Source organism: Enterobacter sp. LU1 (assembly GCF_008271405.2).
Taxonomy (GTDB): domain Bacteria; phylum Pseudomonadota; class Gammaproteobacteria; order Enterobacterales; family Enterobacteriaceae; genus Enterobacter; species Enterobacter hormaechei_C.
The window spans coordinates 1,161,439-1,187,178 of record NZ_CP043438.2; the positions used below are offsets into that span (position 1 = coordinate 1,161,439).

General features: G+C 50.9%; 26 protein-coding genes. 21 read left to right on the top strand and 5 right to left on the bottom strand.

What is annotated here, in order from left to right:
- The first annotated feature begins 27 nt into the window (after positions 1-27).
- From FZF21_RS05590 to FZF21_RS05660, 15 genes are all read left to right on the top strand, one after another.
- A complete protein-coding gene (locus FZF21_RS05590; RefSeq protein WP_149121019.1) occupies positions 28-426 on the top strand; it encodes a hypothetical protein in 399 nt (132 codons plus the stop codon).
- Between the two features lie 109 nt (positions 427-535).
- Positions 536-1,027, top strand: coding sequence for an HNH endonuclease (locus FZF21_RS05595; RefSeq protein ID WP_167497059.1), 492 nt, complete (start codon positions 536-538; stop codon positions 1,025-1,027).
- A 45-nt stretch (positions 1,028-1,072) separates the two neighbouring features.
- Positions 1,073-1,246 (top strand): 50S ribosomal protein L13, encoded by a 174-nt coding sequence (locus FZF21_RS05600; RefSeq protein ID WP_149121017.1) that lies wholly within the window; start codon positions 1,073-1,075, stop codon positions 1,244-1,246.
- The gene (locus tag FZF21_RS05605) at positions 1,246-1,602 is read left to right on the top strand and encodes a hypothetical protein (RefSeq protein ID WP_063158903.1); all 357 of its coding nucleotides are present in this window, start codon (positions 1,246-1,248) and stop codon (positions 1,600-1,602) included. Before FZF21_RS05600 ends, FZF21_RS05605 begins: the two co-directional genes overlap by 1 nt.
- Before the next feature lie 2 nt (positions 1,603-1,604).
- Positions 1,605-1,973 carry a hypothetical protein gene (locus tag FZF21_RS05610; RefSeq protein ID WP_032652844.1) on the top strand — a complete coding sequence of 123 codons (369 nt, stop codon included), beginning with the start codon at positions 1,605-1,607 and terminating at the stop codon, positions 1,971-1,973.
- Complete coding sequence (locus FZF21_RS05615) at positions 1,970-2,353, top strand: hypothetical protein (RefSeq protein ID WP_063946072.1); 384 nt, start codon at positions 1,970-1,972, stop codon at positions 2,351-2,353. The genes FZF21_RS05610 and FZF21_RS05615 overlap by 4 nt, the downstream gene beginning before the upstream one ends.
- Before the next feature lie 63 nt (positions 2,354-2,416).
- Positions 2,417-3,160: an Ig-like domain-containing protein gene (locus FZF21_RS05620; protein ID WP_063946073.1), complete on the top strand. Its 744-nt coding sequence runs from the start codon at positions 2,417-2,419 to the stop codon at positions 3,158-3,160.
- Positions 3,161-3,217: 57 nt separating this feature from the next.
- The gene (locus tag FZF21_RS05625) at positions 3,218-3,892 is read left to right on the top strand and encodes a DUF6246 family protein (RefSeq protein WP_058681664.1); all 675 of its coding nucleotides are present in this window, start codon (positions 3,218-3,220) and stop codon (positions 3,890-3,892) included.
- Between the two features lie 109 nt (positions 3,893-4,001).
- Complete coding sequence (locus tag FZF21_RS05630; protein WP_032668722.1) at positions 4,002-4,364, top strand: hypothetical protein; 363 nt, start codon at positions 4,002-4,004, stop codon at positions 4,362-4,364.
- Positions 4,365-4,421: 57 nt separating this feature from the next.
- Positions 4,422-6,938, top strand: a complete 2,517-nt coding sequence (locus FZF21_RS05635) for a tape measure protein (RefSeq protein ID WP_149121016.1) — start codon at positions 4,422-4,424, stop codon at positions 6,936-6,938.
- Positions 6,938-7,435 carry a hypothetical protein gene (locus FZF21_RS05640; protein WP_047737995.1) on the top strand — a complete coding sequence of 166 codons (498 nt, stop codon included), beginning with the start codon at positions 6,938-6,940 and terminating at the stop codon, positions 7,433-7,435. Before FZF21_RS05635 ends, FZF21_RS05640 begins: the two co-directional genes overlap by 1 nt.
- A complete protein-coding gene (locus FZF21_RS05645; protein WP_149121015.1) occupies positions 7,435-7,905 on the top strand; it encodes a hypothetical protein in 471 nt (156 codons plus the stop codon). Before FZF21_RS05640 ends, FZF21_RS05645 begins: the two co-directional genes overlap by 1 nt.
- 13 nt (positions 7,906-7,918) lie before the next feature.
- Positions 7,919-8,284 (top strand): NlpC/P60 family protein, encoded by a 366-nt coding sequence (locus FZF21_RS05650; protein ID WP_149121386.1) that lies wholly within the window; start codon positions 7,919-7,921, stop codon positions 8,282-8,284.
- Complete coding sequence (locus FZF21_RS05655; protein ID WP_047737989.1) at positions 8,271-10,748, top strand: host specificity factor TipJ family phage tail protein; 2,478 nt, start codon at positions 8,271-8,273, stop codon at positions 10,746-10,748. Before FZF21_RS05650 ends, FZF21_RS05655 begins: the two co-directional genes overlap by 14 nt.
- Before the next feature lie 58 nt (positions 10,749-10,806).
- Positions 10,807-12,867, top strand: a complete 2,061-nt coding sequence (locus tag FZF21_RS05660; RefSeq protein ID WP_167497060.1) for a hypothetical protein — start codon at positions 10,807-10,809, stop codon at positions 12,865-12,867.
- A 34-nt stretch (positions 12,868-12,901) separates the two neighbouring features.
- On the opposite strand, the gene FZF21_RS05665 is transcribed toward FZF21_RS05660, so the two are convergent.
- The 5 genes from FZF21_RS05665 to FZF21_RS05685 are packed head-to-tail and all read right to left on the bottom strand — an operon-like array spanning position 12,902 to position 16,972.
- Complete coding sequence (locus FZF21_RS05665; RefSeq protein ID WP_047737986.1) at positions 12,902-14,008, bottom strand: acyltransferase; 1,107 nt, start codon at positions 14,006-14,008, stop codon at positions 12,902-12,904.
- The gene (locus FZF21_RS05670; RefSeq protein WP_047737984.1) at positions 13,998-15,245 is read right to left on the bottom strand and encodes a DUF6056 family protein; all 1,248 of its coding nucleotides are present in this window, start codon (positions 15,243-15,245) and stop codon (positions 13,998-14,000) included. The genes FZF21_RS05665 and FZF21_RS05670 overlap by 11 nt, the downstream gene beginning before the upstream one ends.
- Positions 15,232-15,693, bottom strand: coding sequence for a hypothetical protein (locus tag FZF21_RS05675; RefSeq protein ID WP_047737981.1), 462 nt, complete (start codon positions 15,691-15,693; stop codon positions 15,232-15,234). The genes FZF21_RS05670 and FZF21_RS05675 overlap by 14 nt, the downstream gene beginning before the upstream one ends.
- Before the next feature lie 5 nt (positions 15,694-15,698).
- Entirely contained in the window at positions 15,699-16,613 is a 915-nt protein-coding gene (locus FZF21_RS05680; RefSeq protein ID WP_047737979.1) for a glycosyltransferase family 2 protein, read from the bottom strand.
- A complete protein-coding gene (locus tag FZF21_RS05685) occupies positions 16,610-16,972 on the bottom strand; it encodes a GtrA family protein (protein WP_047738158.1) in 363 nt (120 codons plus the stop codon). The genes FZF21_RS05680 and FZF21_RS05685 overlap by 4 nt, the downstream gene beginning before the upstream one ends.
- 111 nt (positions 16,973-17,083) lie before the next feature.
- Here FZF21_RS05685 and FZF21_RS05690 point away from each other — a divergent pair, with 111 nt between their 5' ends.
- From FZF21_RS05690 to pheP, 6 genes are all read left to right on the top strand, one after another.
- Positions 17,084-17,389, top strand: a complete 306-nt coding sequence (locus FZF21_RS05690) for a hypothetical protein (protein WP_047737976.1) — start codon at positions 17,084-17,086, stop codon at positions 17,387-17,389.
- Complete coding sequence (locus FZF21_RS05695; RefSeq protein WP_047737973.1) at positions 17,389-18,657, top strand: Y-family DNA polymerase; 1,269 nt, start codon at positions 17,389-17,391, stop codon at positions 18,655-18,657. The genes FZF21_RS05690 and FZF21_RS05695 overlap by 1 nt, the downstream gene beginning before the upstream one ends.
- A 565-nt stretch (positions 18,658-19,222) precedes the next feature.
- Positions 19,223-19,498 carry a DUF1471 family periplasmic protein YahO gene (yahO, locus tag FZF21_RS05700; protein WP_015571217.1) on the top strand — a complete coding sequence of 92 codons (276 nt, stop codon included), beginning with the start codon at positions 19,223-19,225 and terminating at the stop codon, positions 19,496-19,498.
- Positions 19,499-19,698: 200 nt separating this feature from the next.
- On the top strand, positions 19,699-21,882 hold the full coding sequence (locus tag FZF21_RS05705) for a TonB-dependent siderophore receptor (protein ID WP_017382561.1): 2,184 nt from the start codon (positions 19,699-19,701) through the stop codon (positions 21,880-21,882).
- A gap of 127 nt (positions 21,883-22,009) precedes the next feature.
- Positions 22,010-23,983 (top strand): PhoX family phosphatase, encoded by a 1,974-nt coding sequence (locus FZF21_RS05710; RefSeq protein ID WP_017694375.1) that lies wholly within the window; start codon positions 22,010-22,012, stop codon positions 23,981-23,983.
- 102 nt (positions 23,984-24,085) lie between these two features.
- Positions 24,086-25,474 (top strand): phenylalanine transporter, encoded by a 1,389-nt coding sequence (pheP, locus tag FZF21_RS05715; protein ID WP_017382559.1) that lies wholly within the window; start codon positions 24,086-24,088, stop codon positions 25,472-25,474.
- Positions 25,475-25,740: the final 266 nt, after the last annotated feature.

A 25,740-nucleotide genomic window follows, 5' to 3' on the forward strand; every position in this document is an offset into this window, starting at 1 on the left:
CCGGCGGGGTATTTCACGGAGTCGATAATGGTAACTCTCGAACAGGCGAAGGAGTATCTGGAGAGCCAGGGAATTACCATTCCCGATTTTGTTCTTCAGGCTCTCGTCGACCAGGCTAACAGCATTCAGGAGTGTCTCGATGCGCATTATCCGGCGTCGACCGCGCTGCTGATTCAGCTCTATCTGCTGGCGCTTATGGGGCTCGGGCAGGGGGATAAATACATCTCCAGCCAGACGGCTCCAAGCGGAGCGTCGCGATCTTTCCGGTACCAGTCGTTCACCGATCGCTGGAAAGCATCAGTGAACCTGCTGCGCGGGTTGGATAAGTACGGCTGCGCCATTGCCCTGATTCCTGCTGACCCTACCGCCGCACCGGCATTCGCTGGTATCTGGATCGGTAAGGGAGGATGTTTTTGCCAAAAATAACGACGATTAATACTGTTTGAATAAACAGTTGGTGGTAAAATAAACAAGCCGAATCATGCGCTAACATGGATTCGGCTCTAACCACAACGTCGTTATGGAGGTAACGAGCATGGCTAGCCATATTCTATCTGAATATTTTTCATATGACCCGACCTCACCGTCATTTCTTAGATGGAAAATAAATGTTGGTCGAAGAATAAAAGCAGGTGATCCCGTAGGGTCAATAAGTTCCTATGGTTATTACCGAACGAAGCTTAACGGCAAAGAAATAGCCGCTCATCGCATTGTTTGGCAACTCCACAATGGAGAAATACCCGAGGGCTTGCAGATTGATCACATTGACGGGGTTAGGGTCAATAATGATATTAGCAATCTACGAGTTGCCAGCGTCTCAGAAAATCTCCAAAACCAAAAACGCAGCGCTAAAAATACCACCGGCGTTAAGGGGTTGACTTGGAACAAGGCGGACGCAGCATGGCGAGGCAGTGTTCAGGTTAAAGGTGTACGCAATCATTTTTCATCTAAATCACGTCACGAAGTCGAAGAGTGGCTGAGAAATACAAGATCATCACTTCACGGCGAATTCGCTAGGAACATATAAGGTTAATTAAACCCGCTCCGGCGGGTTTTTTATTGGGGATAAGTGATGACGTACAAATCAGTTAAGTACGGGCTGCCGCGCTCGTTCACCCGCGTCTGGGTGATGACCGACACCGGGCGGGAGACCACCGGCTACGTTAAATCGGACGGCGAGTGGCATATCAACTGCCCGCGCATCCGGGCGACCGGCGCGAAGGTGCTGCGCTGGAAGGAGGGCTGATGTCGTCTACTGCTTCATGGTCTTACAACAAGCCGTGCACGATATGGCGTAAGGGCGCGGGCGGTAATGACGAGTGGGGCGATCCTGTCGACCCATATGAACCGCCTGAAACCATCATGTGCGACTACATCGGCGGACTGTCGGCAAAGCTCGGCTCCATTGGCAAAGAGGTTGTAGTCAAAAACACCTTTTTCACGGCTTACGCTCTGGCCGATGAGGGCGATTACATCCTGATTGGCGTCAGCACAGAAACAGACCCGGTCGTGGCAGGTGCCGATGAGATTCGTCACGTTACGCGCTGGAACGACACTCTCGATGGCCTGGAAGATGACTGGGCGTTAATTACGGGAGTGTAGCTATGGGCATCAAAGTGAAGGGCATCAGCCAGGCTAAGAAAAACCTTAATGCTCTGGTTGGTGATATTCAGGGGAGAAAGGTCGTCAGGGCGATGCAATCAGCTTTGATTATCGGCGGATCTCAAGCGGCGCTCTATACCCCGATCGATACATCCACCCTCATCAATAGCCAGTTCCGCGAGATTACTGTAAATGGCAATCGCGTGACTGGCCGGGTGGGTTATTCAGCTAACTATGCTGCATATGTCCATGACCCAAGCGTACCTCAGAACTTCCGCCGGGCGACGGCCAGGAAGGAGTTTTTAACCAAAGGGTTTGAAGACACGCAGCGACAGATTGATGCTGTGATCGCCAAGGAAATGTCTCTATGAATCCTCCTATGTATCAGCGAGTCAGGAACATGTTTGGCGATGCCGGTCTTACTACCGGTTTCCTGGTTCAGCTTCTTAGTTTCAATGACCCGAATGATCTTTCGAAAGCGATTATGGTGTTCAGACCAAATGGCGGAACCCCCATCAGAAATGACCTCGGGAACGATAACTATGTCCTGGTAGATGTGATTGGCGCAAAGGACAAAAACCAGGCGGCGGCAACGGCGGCTCAGTCAATCATTGATTATGTCCAGGCCAACCCCATGGCTGACGAATGTGTCGGCTACATCCAGAACATGGGCGCAATTCCCGCGCCGGTGCCCACAGAAGAAGGGCGAATAGTCTTCCGATTGCAATTTGCCTGCACATTTGGCGACTAGCCATTACCAACCAAATAACCCGCTCCGGCGGGTTTTCTTTTATACGTCAAAGAGGAGTTTCACATGGCTGACTGCCCTAACTCGAACGAGCGCCTGTTCGGCGGTGCGATCGTGCTGGAGGTCGCTGACGGCTGCCCTGATGTTAAACCTGAAGAATCAGAGTGGAAATCTCTGGCTGCTGGAACATCAAAGGGCTTCGACTTCAACCCAAACTCGGTTACATCTGATGCGGATGACGGCGGCGGCTATGTCGAAACCATCATCACCAACAGCGATTTCACGATTAGTTTCGAAGGTGAGGTCCGTAAAAAGGACAAGCTTGACCAGTACGGGATCGGAAAGTTCATCACGTATTTTGCTGCACAGCTTAAGGCTAAAAAGCAGCCCGGCATTTGGGTGCGTATGGATTACGGCCCGGTGGAGTTTGTCGGCTACATGACCGTTAATGCCCTGAGCTCTGACGGTGGAACCAACGACATCGTAACGTTCTCAACTGAGTTCAAAGTCGGCGACGCGAGTACCATCGAAGTTAACGAACTGACCGCAGTAGCGGTGACTGGCGTGACGGTAACTCCGACAACCAGCACCGGCACGGCGGGCGGTACCAGCACCTTCACTGTGAATATCGCACCAACTGGCGCAACCAACAAAGACTTCACTGTAGCGACTACCGATGCGACCAAAGCAACGGCCACCGCCTCAGGCAGCACCGTTACTGTGACGCGTGTCGCCACCGGCAGCGCGCAGATCATTATCAACACTGAAGACGGAAACTTTGTGGCCGTGCATACGGTTACCGTTACCTAACGGACATTCAAAAGGGCGGCGTGCTGCCCTTGATAATGACCGTTTACTGGAATGCCTATGACCGTTTTAACCGATATTGGCGAAATCTCCGTCAGCGACAGTCGCGAAGGCGGAAAAGATTACCTGCTCCGACCTTCATTTGAGGCCATGACGAGGATCGGCACTCCGGAAGAGATTGTGCAGGCGTATGCCATCATCCATGGCATTGAGGTTTCTCAGCTCACTGAAGCGTGCGCGAGCACTTTTGGACGATTTCCTGAATGGTTATCCCCCTCTTTCAACCGTGCCGCTGAGAAGCTTTTATCCACGTGCATGCAGGTGTTACAGGCGTGCTGCGATGAAGACTTGACGTCCATGATCGGCGAATGGAAAGGGTGGCGACATTGCGTTGTATACCGACCTGGAAAGATGCCGAAGAACGACATCATCGTGCTGGCTCAGCACCTCATGCAGCACGGTATCGTTGGCAAAGCAAAGGTTCGCCAGTTGCAGCGCCACGAAACAGGCGAGCGAACCACTGAATTTAAAGCCTTCGACTACATCAGCGCGGCGCGTAGCCACTTTGGCATGAGTCGTGATGAGGCGTCAAAGCTAACTATGACCGAATTCCAGATGCTGCTAGCGGCGAAATACCCTGAGCAGAAAGGGTTCACTCGCGAAGAGTACGACAGCATCGCCGACGAATATCTGGCTAAACAGGCAGTTCGACGCGAGAATGCGAAAAAGAAGTAACCGACCTTCTATAAAACGATACCCTGAGAACAATAAATCATCCTTTTCCGTTGCAACTGTGCTATTCCTGGTTACGATGTTTCCACTTTTACCAATGGGGAATAGAAAGATGCGTACATTAATTTTATTGGGAACGCTGCTCGCTGCACCTTGTGTTATGGCGGCTACTGATGCAGAAATTGTCAATGCTGTGAAACAAAGAGCAGAAAGCGGTTTCTTTCCAAAAGACGTAAAAGTCGTTTCATTAAAGGAAGTTAATTTCTTCCCTGACGACAGAGACACAGTGTACGCTAGATTTGGAAACGTATGCGGCAAGGCTGAAGTGACCAAAGGTGATAATAAAGCCTCATTGGTATTTATTGCCCCTGTGGTTGAAAAGGCAAGCCAGATTTCTATAGACGATCCGACAATTTACGATCTCACAAAGCAAGGTGAGATTGCAGAAAAAGACATTCCAAATAGATGTAAGTAATAAACACTTGAACATTAAAACCCGCTCCGGCGGGTTTTTTTATGCCCGGAGAAAAGCATGGCCAACAGTGAACAGGTAGGCAATATCGTCTATCAGGTGCAGATGGATGTTGCGAATCTGATTGAGGCCCAGCGCAAAGTAAATGAGCGCCTTGAGAAGATGAGTGGCGGAGCGTCAAAAGCGGCCAGTAAGTTTGACCAACTCCAGACCAGCATAAACAAAGTTGCCGGGGCCATAGCTGCATCGATAGTTGTTGACTGGGGGCGTGCATTCCTCGTTGCTGCTGACAACATGAGCCAGCTCAACGCTCGTATAGAGAGACTTACTGGTAGTGCAGCTACAGCCTCGCAGACTATGCAGAGTCTGATGCGCATCAGTTCGGCAACGGGTGGTTCGCTACAGGATACAGCAAAGCTGTGGGAGACTCTCAGCACGGCGTTGCGCGATACTGGAGCGACCAACGGCCAGATCATCCAGCTTACCGAAACACTTCAGAAAATCGGGCGCATCGGCGGATCATCCACCGAGGAAATGGCTAATGCTCTTCGTCAGTTCGGCCAGTCAATTCCCTCCGGCACTGTCCGGGCTGAGGAGTTCAACTCCATCCTTGAGCAAATGCCTGAACTGGCGCGGCAGATCGCCGCCGGGATGGGCGTAAGTATCGGCGAACTGCGTCAACTGATGTTGGACGGGAAGCTGACAGCAGAAGATGCGCTTAATGCCATCCAGAAACAAACCGGCTCAGTAAATGCAGAGTTCGAAAAACTTCCTCGCACTCTGGCTCAAGCTAATACCGCGCTGACAAACTCATTCCTGTCGATGATCGATTCAGTTAACCAGGCAACAGGAGCCAGCAATGGCCTGGTTGCGGTTATCGACTCAATGACTGCTGCGCTCGACCGGCTGGTGGGTAAAGCGGCGTCGGCAGATGCTCAGATATCGGATCTGAACAGCACCGCTGAAATGTTTACCCGCCGCGCGCGCACCTGGTCATGGCTTGGGCTTGATGGCTGGGAGGCGCAAAACAAAGCGCTGGCCGGGCTGAGTAATAAAGCTGCCATGCTGGTTGGCGACCTGGCCGCTGTTTCCAAAGCATCGCAGACCGCGGCTAACACAAAGCCGATCGAGATAAAGGCTGTTGCTGGTACAGGCAAAAAGAAAAAGACTCAGGCCGAAAAGGAAGCAGAAAAATATGCTAAGGCGCAGCAGACCGTTAACGAAAAGCTGGAAGATCTTAGACAGAAGGCGCAACTTTCCGCAGGAAGCTTGGGTGAATTGTCTCGTGCGCAAGCTGTTCTGAATGCTCAGCAGTCACTCGGTAGCGCTGCAACTCAAGCACAGATTAAAGAGGCTGGAGAATACGCCGCCAAAGCATGGGATGCAGCAGCGGCAGCCAGAGGGGTAACTGAAGCACTTAAGGCAATGCCTTTGCAGGCGGAGAATAAATCCTACGCCGAATCCATGCAAAATCTGAAGGCCGCACTGAACGCTGGGAAAATAGATCTCAAGGAGTATAACGCTGCCACGGAGAAAATGGCGCTCGAGCACCAGAATAACCTCGCCAAGATTAACGCCCAGGCCGCAGTCAATCCGGTAGCTTCTGCCCGAGCCGAAGTTGACCCGGTACAGCAACTGGTGAACGAAAATAACCAGAAGTTAGCCCTGATGCAGCAATATCAGCAGCAGGAACAGGCGATACTCCAGCAAAGTTACCAAAAAGGGAAAATAAATTACGATCAGTTCGTTGCTGCAAAGGCAGCTACCGATGCCCAGTACCTTGCCTTAAAGACTGCGCAGGAAAACCAGTTCAATGAGCAGATGACAGCCGCTCAGTGGCAATTGCTCAGCCAGCAAGGTCTTGGTTATGAAATGCTGACAAGCGCGGTGGATGCGTTTTCAGGTAATGCATCCAATGCGTTAACCGGGCTGATCACCGGAACGATGTCAGCGCAGGATGCTATGCGTTCACTCGGGAATACGATGCTGAACAGCGTGGTAAATGCGCTAGTCCAGGTTGGAGTAGAGGCCCTCAAAAACTTCATTATAGGGCAGACATTGGGCGCAGCGGCTACTGCTGCTGGAGCATCTCAGGCTGCAATCTTGGCTACAGCTTGGGCTCCTGCCGCCGCCATGGCGAGCCTCGCTTCATTTGGGGCCAACTCAGTTCCTGCCATGACAGGAATTGCTTCAACGGTAGGCCTGGCACAGGGCCTTGCTTTAACCGGTATGCGTTACAATGGCGGCCCGGTGAATGCAGGAGGTCTTTATCAGGTCGGTGAGCGAGGGAAGCCTGAGATTTACCAGGCCAGTACCGGCAAGCAGTACATGATACCTGGCGACAACGGCAAGGTGATCAGCAATAAAGACATGACTGCCGGAGGCGGTGGAATTCAGGTTAGCGTCATATTCAATGATATGTCATCAGGACAGCATATGTATGACGCCAGAGCCACGCAAGCTGGAAATACTCTGACTGTCGAGGCGTTCGTTGCCGATATGAACAATGGGGGCATTATGAGTCAGGCAATCACAGGAAATACTACTGCCAAACGCACGCCAAGGGGTCAGGGCTGATGCCAATTATCGACTATCCCGACTGGCTGCCGCTGGCGCAGAAGGCCAGCAAAAACATGACTCTCGATACCGGGTTTCAGACCGATCAGCCAGCGGTCGGCCCGGCTATCTTCGAGAATCAAACCGACGACCTGAAAGTGACCTGGTCACTGACGTGGATCTTCACTCTGGCTGAGGAAAGAGCATTCCAGCAGTGGCTACGCAGCCCAAACTATCTCAACCGGGGCCTGAACTGGTTCAGGATGAATATCAATCTGGGCGGCAGTGGCCTGCAACTCCAGGAGCTTCATTTCACCCAGATGCCGTTGCAAACCAGTATCGACGGCGGGGTGGTGACCTGGACGGGGACCGTTATTGCGAACCACCTCTATAACGCTGACGACGAGTTCGACGATATCATTGTTGAACTTCCGCCGCCGTGGGATTCGTGGCTGGATATTGTTGTTACTGGTTATCCTGACGGGCGAGACCCGGAATCTTTACCGAGAGTGCCGTGATGCCTACCTTCAGAGCTTATAAGCAGCAGCGCCCGACGCGCGGACTGTACGACACCATCACGTTCTACCATCCATCCTTCGGCTATGTCCGCCTTGTTGATAAGCAGTTCTTCCCGAAGACGCTTGGCGGCCAGACGTTCACGCCAGCGCGCTTTGAAATCGAAGAGAGCCAGCAGAGCGGTACGCCGGTAATCGACGCGACGGTGAAATTAGGGCTGCTGTCGTCTGACATCAAAGCGCTGATGAAGCAGTGGAAGGGGGCGGCCCGGCTGACGGCCATCACGGCCACCCGGCAGATATTCGACAGCGGCGATGTGTCGGTGCCGATTAAGTCCTGGCAGCTTTACGTCAAGACGGTGGATATCGATGCTGATGCCGCATCGGTCACGCTCTCCGTCACCAACCCTCTGAATAACAATATTGGTCGCCTTTATGATCCAGTCGAGTACACGGGACTTCAGTACCTCTGATTTTATTAGCAGGATGATCGGCGTGCCGTGGGCTAACCGGGCCTGCTCGTTCGATAAGGTGGATTGCTGGGGCTTGTGCGTGCTGTATTACCGGCACGTTCTCGGCATTGAGCTGCACCAGACGCCGGACTACGAAGCCGGGGCGGACTTCTTCACCTGCTATCAGGGTGACGTTGTTTTCTGGCGCCAGGTCGATAAACCGGTCGAGGGCGGGATATTCGTCGGGTACCGCGGCACGCAACCGGCGCATGTTGGTCTGGTACTGAACCGGCAGGCGCTGCACTCGCGCGGCGAGAACGGAAGCGTGCGCATGGACTCGTTGCTGGTCATTCAGCGGGCATTCACCAAAGTGGAGTTTTTCGAACATGGCGCTGGTTGAGATATCGAATTTTCCAGGAACGCCTAAGGTGCGTTGCAGGGTGCCAAACGGCACCCTTTTTTATGACTGGCTGGCGGCCAATGACGCTACTTTCCACCGCGACCTGCTGATCGTCCGCAATGGTGTGAAGCTGGGCGACGATGACGAACTGGCGTTTGAGCTGAGTGAGCTGGACCACATCCAGATATTCGACCAGCCGAAGGGCATTGTCGGCGACATCCTGAGCCCGATTTTTAAAGTCGTTGGTCAAGTGTTTTCGTTCCTGGCGCCGAAGCCGGCAATCGCGAACAACGGCGGTAATACCGTCGACTCACCGAACAATAGCCTGACCGGTCAGACAAACACCGCGCGCGTCTACAAAGCCAAGCCGGACATTTACGGCCAAATCCGTTCGTTCCCGGATCTGATTCAGGAGTCGGTGTTCGAATACGTGCACCAGACGTCCACAGACGGAGGCCTGAAGTACGTCACTGAATGGATGTGTATCGGTATCGGCAAATACGATTACGAGTCCGTGCGCTACTCAGAATCAAGCCTGGGCTCTCTTGCAGGTGCTGAATTCCAGTTCTTCCAGCCTGGCGAAGTAATCCCGCAGATCGTTGAAGGTTACGGGTTCGATGACGTCGACGGGCAGGAGGTTCCCGGGCAGAACGAAGCCAGCGACTTCCCGATCGAAACAGCAACGGCAAACACGGTGGTCAGCGGAACGTATTCCGGCGGCCAGATAGCGATGAAAATCGTTAAGCAGGCTGAGTTCGACTATTTCATGGGGCTGGTGCTGCCGCACGCTGTAACCTTCACCATCAACGTTACGTACAACACAGCATCAGGCAGCGTCACCACTGACGCAAATTTCTCCGGCACGTTGATTTCCGCCGTTGAAACAAACGATGGCGCTGTGGTTAACCCGGTGCGCTGGTACACGTTTACGATGAACCAGCTGGAGGGGCCGCAGGATATTCCGGCGAATGCCACGATCAACACTACGAAGTTCATCCTGAACGATAACGAGGCGCTGGTGGTTGGGCCGTTCTTCTCCCCGGTCGAGTCAACGCAGCTGTGGCTTCATACCCAGTCCAGCCTCGGCGGGAAGAAAGAGACCAACTGGAAGGTTGTCATCTGGAAAATTGACGATGACTACAACCAGGTGCCGGGCACGCAGCAGACGTTTACGTACCGGCAGACGACACCGCACCAGTCAACCAGCGAAGTCTTCTACCGCACCGACAAAATCACACCGTCCGGCGGTTTCGGGAAGTACGCGGTCAGCTTCCAGCGCACGGATAACTCCGGCGACGCGTCACTGCTGAAGGTCGAAGAGATCCATAGCATCAACATCCGTACGAATGTCGTTCACCCGACCGACACGCTGGTACGAGTGAAGGTGAGGGCGACCGAGAACGCGCTGGGGAGCCGCGAGCGCAAATATAACGCACTGGTGACGCGCCACACCATCACTTATAACCTGGACACGCATGCAGTGGATTACACACTGCGGCCGTCGCGCTCGTTCGCTGATGCGGTGGCGCATACCTGGATTGTGATGGGGGAGCAACCGGTCAGCAGCATTGACCTGTACGGGCTGTACTCGATCGCCGAAAGCCTGCCTGATGAGCGACTGGGCTACTTCGACTACACGTTTGACGACGAGAACGACTCACTCGGCGACCGCGTGCAGGCGATCTGCAATGCGGCGTCGGTGGTGGCGTACTGGGATGACGGCGTGCTGACGTTTACTCGAGACCAGAAGGTTGATTACCCGGCGGCCGTATTCAACCGGGCGAACATGAAAACTGACGAGTACAAAATGACATACGAGGCCACGCTTCCTGGCGGCTACGACGGCGTACAGGTGTCCTACGTCCACCCGACCACGAACAATAAGACGTACATCAACTACCGCGTGCTGAACGGCGCCATAGTCGAGCAGGAAGCGGAGAACCCGAATAAGCTGGAGATCGTCGGCTTCCGTAATGAGTATCAGGCCCGGGAGCGCGCATTACGCGAAACCAAACGCCTTATCTACTCGCGCGTGAAGATGAACGCCAAAGTTTTCGAGGACGGAATTATTCAGGTAGGCAGCGTCATTCAGATGCCAGACATCTACGACAGCAACCAGCAGCAGGGTTACATCACCGGACGCGCCGGGAATAACTTCGATACCAGCGAGCCGATCGTCTTTACCGGCTCGATGTATGTGCTGGTGACCAACAGTCTGGGCAATCCGACACTGCGCTATCCGGCGACTGCACGCAGCGACACGAAGTACGGTTTCACCGCGGCAATACCCGACATTCAGCTCAATATCTGGAACGGAGACACTGTACAGCTCCCGTCGCGCTATCTCATTGCGACAGTGGAGGAACTGGACAGTCAGCTATGGACAGTCAACAGCATCAAACCGAACACAGATAACACGGTATCTCTAACCGTCGCGGAATACAGCGACGCCATCTACGAATAAGAACCTTCCCCGACCAACCAGACCTGGCCACCGCGCCGGGTTTTTTTATGGAATTAATATGGCTACTACACCTACTCAGAATTCGGTTCCGAGCGAATCACCGCGCGATTTGAAATTTAACGCCGGTAAAATTGATGAGTTCGTTACCTCTCAGGAGCATACGTATACTGACAGGTTTGGCGTTCAACACTGGACCATATCAGGAATAGAGTACACGGCTTCACAGGCTATCTCCCAGTTTGGTTATATCACACTTGATAGTTTCGAAGGCGGGAACACTCTTACCCTGCCAAATCAGGTTTTGCGTCTTGAGACGACGGGAGAGTATTACCGTTGGGATGGAACATTCCCTAAAACTGTTCTGGCAGGGTCAACACCAGAGACGACCGGTGGTATTGGCATTGGTGCATGGATTAGCGTCGGCGATGCATCTCTACGCACTGATATCGAAAATGGATATCTCAACCCTAAATACTCTCGAGTTTACCAGACTGTTGCTGATATGAAGGCTGGTAACCTGAAGGTTGGAGATAATGTTACATGGAATGGATATTATGCTGCAGGAGATGGCGGGGGAAACTCGGGAATTGTTGTAAGCGGGCCACTTGTCGCAGATGGTGGTAGTGTATTTGCGTTAAATAATGGACTTTATGTATCCGCCGAATTTAATTTCATAGAACCGGCAAAGTTTGGTGCAAGTCCATCTCGCACATCTGCTCAAAACTCTATAAGTTTCAACAATGCAATTGCATACGCCTTAAAAACGAAAAAGAAAATTCAACATTACGTAAATGGTACGTATAACATCGAACCGTTATCAATAGCTGGACAACTAATTTACGACTGGTTCTACTGGGAAGCACCAAGGGGCGGAGTAACTCTAATCTGCACAAACGTAAACACCCCAGCAGTTTCACTTACAGGAACATCAACAGATGTCTCAGGCGGTTATGATTCCTTTCAATATATAACTGTTAAAGGACTTAGAATTAGCAGCCCATATTGTTGCTTATTAACACGTTATACAGAACACCTTAACTTGGATGGACTAATTCTTGTCGGTGGCGGAGTTGGTATCTGGCAGGCTCCAGAGGGTAACTCGCAGGACATAAAGCCAAGAATTGAAAATATTATATTTAGTGGATGTAAATCAGCATACCGCTCAGGATACTTGAACAACTGTCGTGTGGCTGATGCAATATTCAGAAACTGGAGGGCTTTGAATTGCGGTACTTCAGACGGTGATTGGGTATACGATTTCGGTTATCTTGATGGTGCATTAATTGATAAAATTGAAACGTACACAGATGCAAATGTTATACCTCGCATGAATGGGATTAGCATTATTAAACCAAACCTTGTAAGCATGCAAAATTGTAATGTATTTGAAGTTAATGGTATAGGAATTAGGATCGCTAGTCCAAGAAATACTGTGATTGATGACACAACCACTATTTGGGGGGTTGGTGAAACTCAAATTGACCCTGCAATTAGACTTGAGAGTTACTCTTCAATATCCTCAGCGAACTCTAAAATAAGACCTAAGATAATTAACAACTATGGTCCAGGGATAGTTTGCGTTGGGTGCTCTAACATTGATTTTAGCGGGGTATCGCTTATAGATAACCACAGAGGCTCTTCTGGAGTTGGTTTAGCCTTGCAAAATAGCCAATCTTGTAAGATGCATAATGCAATAATTAAAACATCAAATCCAAATGGTACGTCTGCTATATCACTAGATAATAGCAATATGGAAATATTATCTATAGATTCATCAGGGTATTCATCACACGCCACCAGGAGTAACGGAGGTACACTTAATATCATCCACGGTTCTAAAACATCCATCACTACAACTGCTTTGCAGTTAGGTGCATTTGATGATGACGTTATGTACAATGCTACGTCTGGTTCAGCTAGTGTTGCTTTGCCAAATGCTGCTATGTGTCCAGGGAAAGTCGTCAGGGTTACTAAAACAGACGCTAGCGCAAATGGAGTTGCTGTCGTTCCTTTATCTGGTTCTGGTCAAACAATAAATGGGACCTCTGTAAGATCTCTGGCGACTCAATATAAGACCGAAACGTATAAATCAGACGGTACAAACTGGGTAGCATTTTAAATAATAGGCCAGCCATCTGGCTGGCCTATTTCCTTTATACATACGCCAATATCTTTCTTCCAAAATTTGATGGTTTTTTTTCTAAAAACTCATATGTTATTGTTGATATTGAAATAACAATAAATGTACCAATTATAAATTTAGGGAATCCTGATACTCGAATATCGAACCAGTTATTGATGCTGAGGAAGTAAAGCACCACTGGATGTATCAAGTAGAGTGAGTATGATATTGCACCAAGATGCAATAGCGACTTGCTATGGAAGATTCCATAGTTCTTCTCGTAAATTGTTAAAGATAGTATAAGACCAAAAGAAACAACGCCCCATTTTTCTGGTCCGTGCCCCATTATTGCTGAATTACCAATCAGCATGAAGAATGAGCAAACAATCATAGTGATCAGACATGTATTTAAGATGGTTCCGTGAAGTGCTCCAGTCCTTATATGCTTGTATGCATAATATGCAATCATCCCATAGATAAAGTTAAACATCATTGAGGATGAGTATATCGATGCCACTGGCATAAGCCACGAATTGATATGGTTTATTGGTGAAGTGGCAGACAGCGTAATCTCGCTACCTGTAGTGACCCTTATAATTATGAATAGCGAAAAAATAGCTAATGTACATACGATTGCTCTGTATTTGTGGCTCACAAGCATAGATACCATAAACAGAAGGTAAAAGCTAAGCTCAAACGTAATAGTCCAGGCGACATATAGTGAGTTGTAACCAAAGAATGGCGGCTTTGACATATAATCAAGATGCAACGGAATCATCGACCATAGCATTTTGCTTACCGGGATATTTTGAAGGTATCCGATAGCAATGACTCCTACAATAAGGAGTGGGTAGATTCTGAACGCCCTCTTAATCACAAATGAGATAGCGCCCATCTTTCGCCCTAAATCTTTTTCTGTGGAGAGCGCGATTACGAACCCACTAATCACAAAGAACAGGTCAACGCCGAATCCGCCGTTAGAGAACAGCGAATCACCGAGATACCTGATGTTAACTAGGCTTATCTCGTTGATTGTATTTTTGAAATGAGAGAAGAACACTATGATTGCAGCTATCCCGCGAAGATACTGTATAGATAAGACTTCTCTGTTCACATTAGACGAGCTATCAGTCTTCATGCTCAAACCTTTTGAAGCTCATTGCTAAAACAAGCACTATAAGTAAAGTAATGTCAAAAATAAACATTACACGCGTTCCGCTTGAGTATACTGTCGGTGAAAAGCCTATCATTATTGCTGACGAGATAGAACAGAGGCTTATAGCAGCACCCAAATAGAATTTTTTCTTTTCTTCTATTGTACTCAATAAATAGCAATATATTGATGATAAAAATATCATTGTAAATAGATATGATATATACAAGGTATGTTCCCTCCAAGTTACTGGGTTTGCAGTACCTCCACTTAAATAACCATTCGTTAAGCTGATCGTGTTTGTAAAGGAAAATAAATTATAATGCTCTGACAGTACAAATGTGATGTAAATCCCGCAAGTAATGGTGGTTGTTACTGATGTTATATTGGTTTTGTTTTCTTTAATTATATGACAAAGTATAATAATTGCTAGCGCTAGAACTAAATAATTATGTCCACTTAAAATGTGAGCGTTTAGCTTATCCATCCCTAAAGATATCTTATCGAATAGGCCGTAGCTATAGTATTCTGGGAACTTACTTGATTCAATATTGAATCTTATTTTATTCCCAGGAGCGAGAATATTGCTTAAAAAACTTACAAGCACAATAAGGAAGTACAGCAAATCGATTTTTTTAAGAGTTGATGTGCCAATTTTATAACAGGAAATCATAGCCAGAAATAATAAAGTTACCGCGCCAAATTGTTCATTGTTACATGAGAAAAATAATAAAGCCGAAATTAATATAACCCTAAATTTTGTTGTTTTTATATTTATTTTGTATAAAGACAAAGCAAATATACCTAAAGAAATTGGTATTACATAGTTGTACGCTCCTGAAAACCAAAATACGGACTGACTATAAGTATTAATGTCCAGCATTAACAAAAATGAAACAAATAACGCCAATGATATTCTGAAGCTTTTTTTTGATTGTGAAATAATGGCAATGGAATACCCCATAATAACCACAGACGATATGATTAGAATCTTTGTAATGAACTCAAATCTTATAAATTCAACCATTAACGCTTCTAAGAGGTATCTGCCACTCCAGTGATTATACCTGCCTCTTGTGTAGTCAATAATATTCGTCTTTGATAATACATTCGCAAAAAATGTATCGTCAGATAATATTGTATGATTTGAGTTGATATAAACCACAATCAAAATTAAAAATATCAATATAAATTCAACTTTGTTTCTTTTATTTGCAATCATATTTAAACCCACTTTTATTTTTTTCTAAGCCCTTAATTATAATTATTGTTTTTTTATCGTAATTATTCAACTCCGGTAAGTGCGCAGATGCGTAAAATCCCGAATGGTTGAATGTATCAGGCAGGCTATAAAATTTTGCGACATCTACTCTCTTTCTACTTCTTGTTTTTAGTTGATAAGTTTTGTTACCTATTAGTAAAAAAACCTGTGCGGCATCAGGCACATTACTTTTTATGGATTTGTCAGAAATCGCCCATCCAGAAATAAAAGCTTTTCCATTCTCTATATTACATTCGTCAATTCCATATTTTAATAAGCTGCTGTAGTTTTTGTAATGGTTATTGTCGATGGCTATGGGCTTGTTCCATGAGTTATAAATTATGTATGTTAAAATGCAGCATATAATGCAGATTGGTATAATTATGTATCCTCTCAAATTGTAAATCATTCCCTTCAATCCTTTTTTAATATGTATTTTGGACGTTTCTTGACTTCTACGTATATTCTTCCAATGTACTCACCAAGCACACCTATTCCGATTAGTTGAATTCCGCCAAGAAATAATATTGAAACAAGAAGAGAGGGATATCCACGAACGGCATTACCAAAGGCAATAGTGTCGATTATCATCCATGATCCATATATGAATGCCACGCCAGCGACTACAAGCCCAATATATGTCCACATGCGAAGCGGAAATGTTGAGAAACTGGTTATGCCTTCGAGCGCAAGATTCCATAGCTTCCAACCATTGAATTTTGTACTTCCTGCTACGCGTTCTGCACGGGCATATTCAACAACATCCGTGCGACCACCAACCCAACTCAGAATCCCCTTCATGAAGAGGTTTCTCTCTGGCATGAGCTTGATGTTTTCGACCACCTCACGGGACATCAGACGGAAGTCACCAACGTTTTCCTCGATCTGCGGGTTACTAATTTTGTTGTGCAGCTTATAGAACCACTCAGCGGTCTTGCGCTTCAATCTGCCATCGGCAGAGCGATCAGAGCGTTTAGCCAGAACCATATCAGCCCCGGCCTGCCATTTCTCTATCAGGTGCGGAATGACTTCGATAGGGTCCTGCAAGTCTACGTCAATTGGGATAATTGCTTCACCGGTAGCATGGTCAAGCCCGGCGAACAGAGCAGGCTCTTTACCAAAGTTGCGAGTGAATGACAGCGGGACCACAAGCGGATCGGCAACAGCAATCGCATCAATTATTGACTCTGTAGCATCTTTGCTGCCATCGTTTATGAAGACTATCTCTACTTCATGCTGTTTAAGCTCTTCAAATTCCCGAACAGTTTTATAAAAAATAGGTATCGCGTCTTCTTCGTTGAAGACGGGAACGACCAGAGAAATTTTCATTTCGCATCCCTAAAGACAATGAACTTTGAATAAATGAATCCGCACACCAGGCTGATGGCGGAGAAAATAATTAGAGTGATAATTGGTGCCATGCCAGACTTATCAGCGCACCATCCAACAGCAGCGCTCAAGGATCCCATAAACCCTACATACAGCATGTAGCGCATCGTGGTTGTCGAAGACTTAAACGTGAACCTGGCGTTTGCAAAGAAGCTGAATGACACCGCCACGACGAACCCGGCGAAGTTGCCAAGAGCCTGACCTGTGTGAAACGCGTATATGCAAATAGCGAACACAACCCAGTGAATGAGCGTGTTTATGACGCCGATCGATGTGTACTTAGCAAAGAGCTTTAACATTATAAAAATCAGCAAATTCGGAAAGGTCTGAAGTTTAGCATCACTGTCCAACTTGATCGACTCTCATATTTGACGATACTGTACATAAATACAGTTGTTTTTGGAGGGGCCATGGAGGCAAAAGCTCAGCGATACAAACTTGAACAGTTATGTAGCGTTAACCGCTACTCATGCCTGGTTGAAACATCAGGTGGATATGCGATTTTTCAGCCTGATCTTGTGCCCGACAAAGGAACGCGCGTGCTGGTGCATGCGTTCGGCCAGCTACAGTTCGCGGTCGTTATGGGCGGTGCGCTCATCACAGAAGACGGTGAAAGCATAGAAGGGGATGCCCTTGATGAGGTTAAGGTGATGGGGGTGGTGACCTTCTTTATCAATGGTGCTGCTGCGTTCACAGACGACAATCCGGTGATGTGATGTTTGCCCTGGTCGATGTGAACTCATTTTATGCGAGCTGTGAGACGGTATTCAGACCAGATCTGCGCGGGCGGCCTGTTGTCGTACTGTCGAATAATGACGGTTGCGTAATAGCACGCAGCGCCGAGGCAAAGGCTGCCGGGATAGCGATGGGTGAGCCGTTCTTCAAGCAGAAGGAGTTGTTCCGGCGCGCTGGTGTTGTTTGCTTCAGCAGCAACTACGAGCTCTATGCAGACATGTCCAGCCGGGTAATGACCACGCTGGAAGAAATGAGCCCGCGCGTGGAAATTTACAGCATAGACGAAGCATTCTGCGATCTGACTGGCGTAAGAAACTGCCGGGACCTGACTGAATTTGGGAAAGAGATCCGCTCGACGATATTACAGCGGACACATCTCACAGTCGGAGTCGGCATAGCCCAGACCAAGACGCTGGCGAAGCTGGCTAACCATGCTGCGAAAAAATGGCAGCGGCAGACGGGCGGCGTGGTCGATCTCTCAAACGTCGACCGACAGCGGAGGTTGCTTGCGCTCGTTCCTGTAGAGGATGTCTGGGGCGTTGGTCGTCGCATCAGCAAGAAGCTGAACGCCATGGGCATCAAAACCGCACTGGACCTTTCAGAGCAGAGTACGTGGATTATCCGAAAACACTTTAATGTGGTGCTGGAGCGAACCGTCCGTGAGCTGCGCGGCGAGCCATGCCTGGATCTGGAAGAGTTCGCGCCGGTGAAGCAGGAAATTGTATGCAGCCGATCTTTTGGTGAACGCATTACTGACTATGAGCAAATGCGGCAGGCTATTTGCAGCTACGCGGCCCGTGGTGCTGAAAAGCTTCGCGGCGAGCACCAGTATTGCCGTTTTATATCCGCCTTCGTTAAGACCTCTCCGTTTGCCCTTAATGAGCCGTATTACGGAAACAGCGCATCGGTAAGGCTGCTCACGCCAACGCAGGACAGCAGAGACATCATCAACGCCGCGGTAAAGTGTCTGGACAAAATCTGGAAGGACGGTCACCGGTACCAGAAAGCGGGTGTCATGCTGGGCGATTTCTTCAGCCAGGGCGTCGCCCAGCTAAACCTTTTCGACGACTGCGCACCACGCGCTGGTAGCGAGAAGTTGATGGAGGTACTGGATCAACTTAACGCAAAGGATGGAAAGGGCACGCTCTATTTTGCCGGGCAGGGCATTCAGCAGCAGTGGCAGATGAAGCGTGAAATGCTGTCGCCTCGATACACTACGAGATTTGCAGATTTGCTTGTTGTCCGATAAAAGAGGTGCGCACCTGATAAATCTTACAATCGGATCGGTGGTGATTATGCTGATGAAGGCATTGGGCGTAAAGCGGCAAGTTGCGAAACTGGAAGGAGTTACGCAAAGTTGTGAGATTGGGAAATTACATAGCGATGCAAGGGGCATGGCTATGCATTCTCTGTGTCATAGATGTGTCATGCATGGATGTATCACAAGAAAACGAGAAAGCAGGTAACGACACATAATGACACAAATGCGTAGCGAGCGCGGAAAAACCAATGATATTACAGTGCGTTAAATAGTACTCTACGTTCTTCTAAGCCGTAGGTCGTAGGTTCGAATCCTACAGGGCGTGCCATTAAATTTCACAGATTGCCGCCTGCGCGACGTCCTGCTGATTTTCTCCATGAAATACCCCTCGCGAAAGTAGCGTTAACGCACATTTTTCACAGCACAATTGACTGTTATAACAGTATTTTTCTTACCCTATGGCAATTTTGCTATTCCTCTACCATGCTCATATCACCTCACTCTTACTCGTGGGGCTTTTCGTAGTTGCTGATTAATCTCAAGGAAAAAGGTTATGAAAAAAACGACTGCTATTTTGATGGGCGCTGCATTTCTGTTTACCACCAATACCTTTGCGGCTGAACTGCTGACGAAAAACGAGTTTGAGAAAGTGGAATCACAGTATGAAAAAATCGGTACGGTTAGCACTTCCAATGAAGTCTCGGTAGACGACGCGAAAAAAGAGCTGATCGAGAAAGCCGATAAAGAAGGTGCTGATGTTCTGGTGCTGACTTCCGGCAACACCAACAACAAAATTCACGGTACCGCCGATATTTTCAAGAAAAAATAATGCCTTAGCAACCACCCCTGTTTCGGGGTGGTTGCGCGCCATACCTCCCGCCAGCCTTGTTTCTTGTCTCTTCTCGCTCAGAGATGTCCGTTGACACTTGATTACGCATTCATAATGCGTATAGTTCTCATTTGCATTTCTTTTAATAACTTTTAAGGCCCGACAACGGGTCATTTTTGCGCGCACGTTAAGAGCTCATTATGAACAACACCACAATGCACAAAACGCTGCTGGCGATTGCCATCGGCGCGGTTACACACTCCGCTTTTGCGGCGGATGAGAAAAAAGAGGACACCATCGTGGTCCAGTCCACGGCGGGGAGTGATTTCAAACCCGGTGGTGACCAGCTGCTTCCAGCCTTCCTCGACGGACAGGTGGCGAACGGCGGGCGCATGGGTATGCTCGGTCAGCAGAATGCCATGGACGTGCCGTTCAACATCATCAGCTACACCTCGAAGCTGGTGGAAGATCAGCAGGCAAAAACCATTGCTGACGTGGTTGCCAACGACGCGGGCGTACAATTTGTTCAGGGTTACGGCAACAGCGCGGAAACCTTCCGCATTCGCGGCCTGAAGTTTGACGGCGACGATATGACCTTTGGCGGATTGTCCGGGGTGCTGCCGCGTCAGGTGGTGGATGCCCAGATGGTCGACCGTATCGAGATCTTCAAAGGGGCCAACTCCCTGATGAACGGCGCCGCAAGCTCCGGCGTGGGCGGGATGATCAACCTTGAGCCTAAACACGCGGGCGACACCCCGCAGGCGAAAGTGGGCGTTGACTACACCTCGGATTCCCAGATTGGCACCACGCTGGATGCGGGTCGTCGCTTTGGCGATAACGACCAGTTTGGCGCGCGCGTGAACCTCGTGCATCGCGAAGGGGAAACCGGCGTGCCGAACGACCGCCGCCGCACCACGCTGCTCTCCACCGGCCTGGATTACAAAGGCGACCGCTTCCGCACCTCGCTGGACCTGGGCTACCAGAAAAAAACCTTCCACGGCAGCCCAACCAGCGTCAACATCTCGGCGGTGGACTTTGTGCCTGAACCGCCGAAGAACGATCGTAACTTCTCGCAGAAGTGGGCCTACAGCGATATCGAAAACGAGTTCGGGATGTGGCGCAGCGAGTATGACATCACCGATAGCTGGACGGCATATACCGGTCTCGGCGCGCAGCACGCGCACGAAGAAGGGATCTACAGCGCGCCGAAGCTCCTCGATAAGAGCGGTAATGCGACGGTCAGCCGCCTTGATACCAACCGCATCAGCGATTCCGTCAGCGGCATGGCGGGCATTCGCGGTAACTTTGACACCGGTTTTGTCTCGCACAAGGTCAACGTCGGGTATTCAGCGATGACCAAAAACGAAAAAATCGCGTGGAAAATGTCGGCGGCGGCAGATAACCCGACCACCAACATCTATCACAACACCGGCGTTGATATGCCGGACAGCACTAACTTCAACGGCTTAGGCGGGAAATACAGCGATCCGCTGACCAGCGGGCGCACCCGTACCCAGGGCTGGCTGCTGAGCGATACGCTGGGCGTACTGGACGACAAGCTGCTGTTCACCGCAGGCGCACGTCATCAGAAAGTTGTCATCCGCGGGTACAACAAAATCACCGGCGCGGAAAACGACGCGGACGGTTTCGACGGCAGCCGCTGGATGCCAACCTACGGCGTAGTCTATAAACCGTGGGAGGAAATTTCCCTCTACGCCAACCACACCGAGGCGTTACAGCCCGGTGAAACTGCGCCGAACACTGCTACTAACTACGGCCAGAGCACCGGTATCGTGCACTCTAAGCAGAACGAAGTGGGCGTAAAGGCGGACTTTGGCCGCGTGGGCGGCTCTCTGGCGCTGTTTGAGATCAAAATGCCGTCGGCGATCCTTGACGACAGCGGTCACTACGGCCTGGATGCAGAACAGCGTAACCGCGGCGTGGAGCTGAACGTCTTCGGCGAGCCAATGCTTGGGATGCGCCTGAATGCCAGCGCCACCTGGTTGCAGGCCGAGCTGACCAAAACCAAAAACGGCGTCAATCAGGGCAACGATGCGATCGGTATTCCGAGCTTCTACGCCGTGCTGGGCGCAGAGTACGATATCAAGCCGATTGAAGGCCTGACGGCGACCGCACGCGTTAACCACTCCGGCACGCAGTATGCCGATCTTGCGAACACCAAAAAGCTGGACAGCTACACCACGCTGGATCTGGGCATGCGCTATCGCTTCGCGGTGAACCACAATGAAAACCAGATGACCGTGCGGGCAGGCATCGACAACGTGACCAACGAGAACTACTGGTCAAGCGTGGATGATTCCGGTACTTACATCACTCAGGGCGAGCCGCGTACCTTTAAGGTCTCGGTTGGCTACGAGTTCTAAGCGTTCCACCTCGTTATCCGGGGCAGGGACGCCCCAATCCCTTCGTTGTCGTGTTATAAAATTGTAATAAAAGCTTCTTACACTGGTCGCCACATCCTTACCTCTTGGCCAATGACAGGAAGCCGCTATGGGCAGACCCCTCAAATCCGTATTTAAAAAAGAACATCGCGACGATATCAGTAACCGCAGCGCTAACCCGGTATTCTCCGAGGTTGCAGAGGTGTTCCTCTCCCGCCGCCGTTTTCTCCAGATGGGGGCCGTAGCGGGGGCCGCCGTATCATTCCCGTATCTGATCACACCCGAAAATGCCATTGCCGCGGTATCGAAGCCTTCCGCGCTGGCAAAAGCGGTTTCCCTGGGCTTTACCAGCATCGACGTCTCCACGGAAGACACGGTCAGGGTGCCAGAAGGCTATATTGCCCGCCCGTTCTATCGCTGGGGTGATCCGACGGGGATCAAAGACAACATGCCGGCATTTAAGCCGGACGCCAGCAATACCACAGACGAACAGGCTGTGCAGGCGGGCATGCACCACGACGGCATGGCGTGGTTTAGCCTGCCGCAGGGGGCGCAAAACCCGGAACATGGCCTGCTGGCGCTGAACCATGAATACATCGATAACGGGATGCTGTTTACCGACGGTACGGCGAACTGGAGCCTCGATAAAGCCCGCAAGGGGCAGAACGCGATGGGCGTGTCGGTGGTGGAAGTGAAAAAAACGGGCAGCGGCTGGGAGGTGGTGCGTCCGTCTTCCTTCGCCCGGCGTATTACCGTCAATACGCCGATGCAGCTTACCGGCCCGGCGCGGCATCAGGATTTAATGAAAACCGCCGCCGATCCGCAGGGGGAACGCGTTCTGGGCACCATGCAGAACTGCGCCAACGGCCACACGCCGTGGGGCACCTATCTCACCTGCGAGGAGAACTGGTCGGACATTTTTGTGAAAAAAGCCGATCTCAATCCGCTGGAAAAACGCTACGGCATCAGCGACAGCGATGAGTCCTATCGCTGGAACGAGGTGGATGAGCGGTTTAGCGTCGATAAAACCCCTAACGAACCCAACCGTTTCGGCTGGGTGGTGGAGATCGATCCCTTCAACCCGACCTCCACCCCGCGCAAGCACACCGCGCTGGGCCGCTTCAAGCATGAGGGGGCCGCCGTCACGCTCGCCGCCGATAATCGCGTGGTGGTCTACATGGGCGACGACCAGAAGTTTGAGTATATCTATAAGTTTGTCTCCGACAAAAAATACGATCCCGCGAACCGGGAAGCCAATATGCAGCTGCTGACGTCCGGCACGCTGTACGTCGCCAGGTTCAACCAGGACGGAAGCGGCGACTGGCTGCCGCTGATCTTCGGGCAAAATGGCCTGGATAAAAGCAACGGGTTTGAAAGCCAGGGCGATCTGCTGATCAAAACCCGCCTGGCGGCCGACGCGGTGGGGGCAACGAAAATGGATCGTCCCGAGTGGATTGCCGTCGATCCGCACGCCAGCGGCAGCGTCTACTGTACGCTCACCAACAACAGCGATCGCGGTAAAGAGGGGAAGGCACCGGTCGATGCCGCTAACCCGCGCGCCAACAACGTGTTTGGTCACATCATGCACTGGCACGAAGAGGGTGCCGATCCTGCCGCCGCACGCTTTAAGTGGGATATTCTGGTTATGGCCGGGCGTACCGACGGCGACGATCCGAAGGCCAAAGGCTCCATGCAGGGCGCGGCATTCGGCAGCCCGGATGGGTTGTCGTTCGATCACCAGGGCGTCCTGTGGATCCAGACCGACGTCTCCTCCAGCACCATCAATAAGAAAGCGTACGAGGGGATGGGCAATAACCAGATGGTGGCCACCATTCCGGGCACCAACGAGTATCGCCGTTTCCTGACCGGGCCGCGCGGGTGCGAAATCACCGGCATTGCGTTTACGCCTGACAACCGCACGCTGTTTATCAACATTCAGCATCCGGGGGAGGGCGGGGATGATATTACCGACCCGGCCAATCCGCGCGCTGTTTCCAACTGGCCAGACGCCAGCCCGAACGGGCGTCCGCGATCGTCAACGGTGGTGATTACCAAAGCGGACGGCGGGATCATCGGGTCGTGACGTTTATCCGCCGGGCGCATGCGCTGGCCCGGCGTTAAGCTTGCTACCACCAGCATGAAGTGTTAAAACGTGCCCCTTCTAAAAAAGAGACAGGGGTAGGGCGTGAAAGACGCGTCATCCGCTTCAGGCCATGGTAGCGCTGAAGCTTCGTCGGATCAGAGTCCGACGCTGCAACGTGGTTTGCAAAATCGACATATTCAGTTAATTGCCCTTGGCGGCGCGATCGGTACCGGGCTGTTTCTCGGCATCGGCCCCGCCATTCAAATGGCTGGCCCGGCGGTTCTGCTGGGTTACGCTATCGCCGGGATTATCGCCTTCCTGATCATGCGCCAGCTCGGCGAGATGGTCGTTGAAGAGCCGGTGTCCGGCTCCTTCGCACACTTTGCCTATAAATACTGGGGGCCGTTCGCAGGCTTCCTCTCCGGCTGGAACTACTGGGTGATGTTCGTGCTGGTGGGCATGGCAGAGCTGACCGCCGCCGGCATCTATATGCAGTACTGGCTCCCGGACGTGCCGACGTGGATTTGGGCCGCGGCCTTCTTCATCATCATTAACGCCGTTAACCTTGTGAACGTGCGCCTGTATGGCGAGACCGAGTTCTGGTTTGCGCTGATCAAGGTGCTGGCGATTATTGGCATGATCGGCTTTGGCCTGTGGCTGCTGTTCTCCGGTCACGGCGGCGAGCGTGCAAGCATCGACAACCTGTGGCAGCACGGCGGCTTTCTGGCGACCGGCTGGAAAGGGCTGATCCTGTCGCTGGCGGTCATTATGTTCTCCTTCGGCGGGCTGGAGCTGATTGGCATCACCGCGGCTGAAGCGCGCGATCCGCACAAAAGCATTCCGAAAGCGGTCAACCAGGTGGTGTACCGTATCCTGCTGTTCTATATCGGCTCGCTGGTGGTGCTGCTGGCGCTCTATCCGTGGGTAGAAGTGAAATCTGACAGTAGCCCGTTCGTGATGATCTTCCACGATTTGAACAGCAACGTGGTGGCTTCGGCGCTCAACTTCGTCATTCTCGTGGCGTCATTGTCGGTTTACAACAGCGGGGTTTACTCCAACAGCCGCATGCTGTTTGGCCTCTCCGTACAGGGCAACGCGCCGAAGTTCCTCACCCGCGTCAGCCGTCGCGGCGTGCCGATCAATTCGCTGTTCCTTTCTGGCGCTATCACCTCGCTGGTGGTGCTGATTAACTATCTGCTGCCGAAAGAGGCGTTTGGCCTGCTGATGGCGCTGGTTGTCGCCACGCTGCTGCTGAACTGGATCATGATCTGCCTGGCGCACCTTCGCTTCCGCGCGGCGATGCGACGCAAGGGGCGCGAGACGCAGTTTAAAGCGCTGCTCTATCCGGCGGGGAACTACCTCTGTATCGCCTTCCTCGGCCTGATTCTGGTGCTGATGTGCACCATGGATGAGATGCGCCTGTCAGCGATGCTGCTGCCGGTGTGGGTGGTGTTCCTGTTTATCGCGTTTAAGCTTTCACGCAAAAAGTAGCGCGGTTTTCTCCCTCTCCCTGTGGGAGAGGGCCGGGGTGAGGGCACCAGACCGCACCAAACCAGACCGCACCCGCCTTCACGCCCGGTGGCGCTGCGCTTACCGGGCCTACATGTTCGGGGACGTTATTTAGTAGGCCGGGTAAGGCGCAGCCGTCACCCGGCACCTCCCCTTCACCGTTATCGTGACTCCCCTCCCAATTCTGTTTTGATCCAGAGGATCTTTGTTTTGTAATCGATTACTTTTCATTTGAACGAATTTGTAAT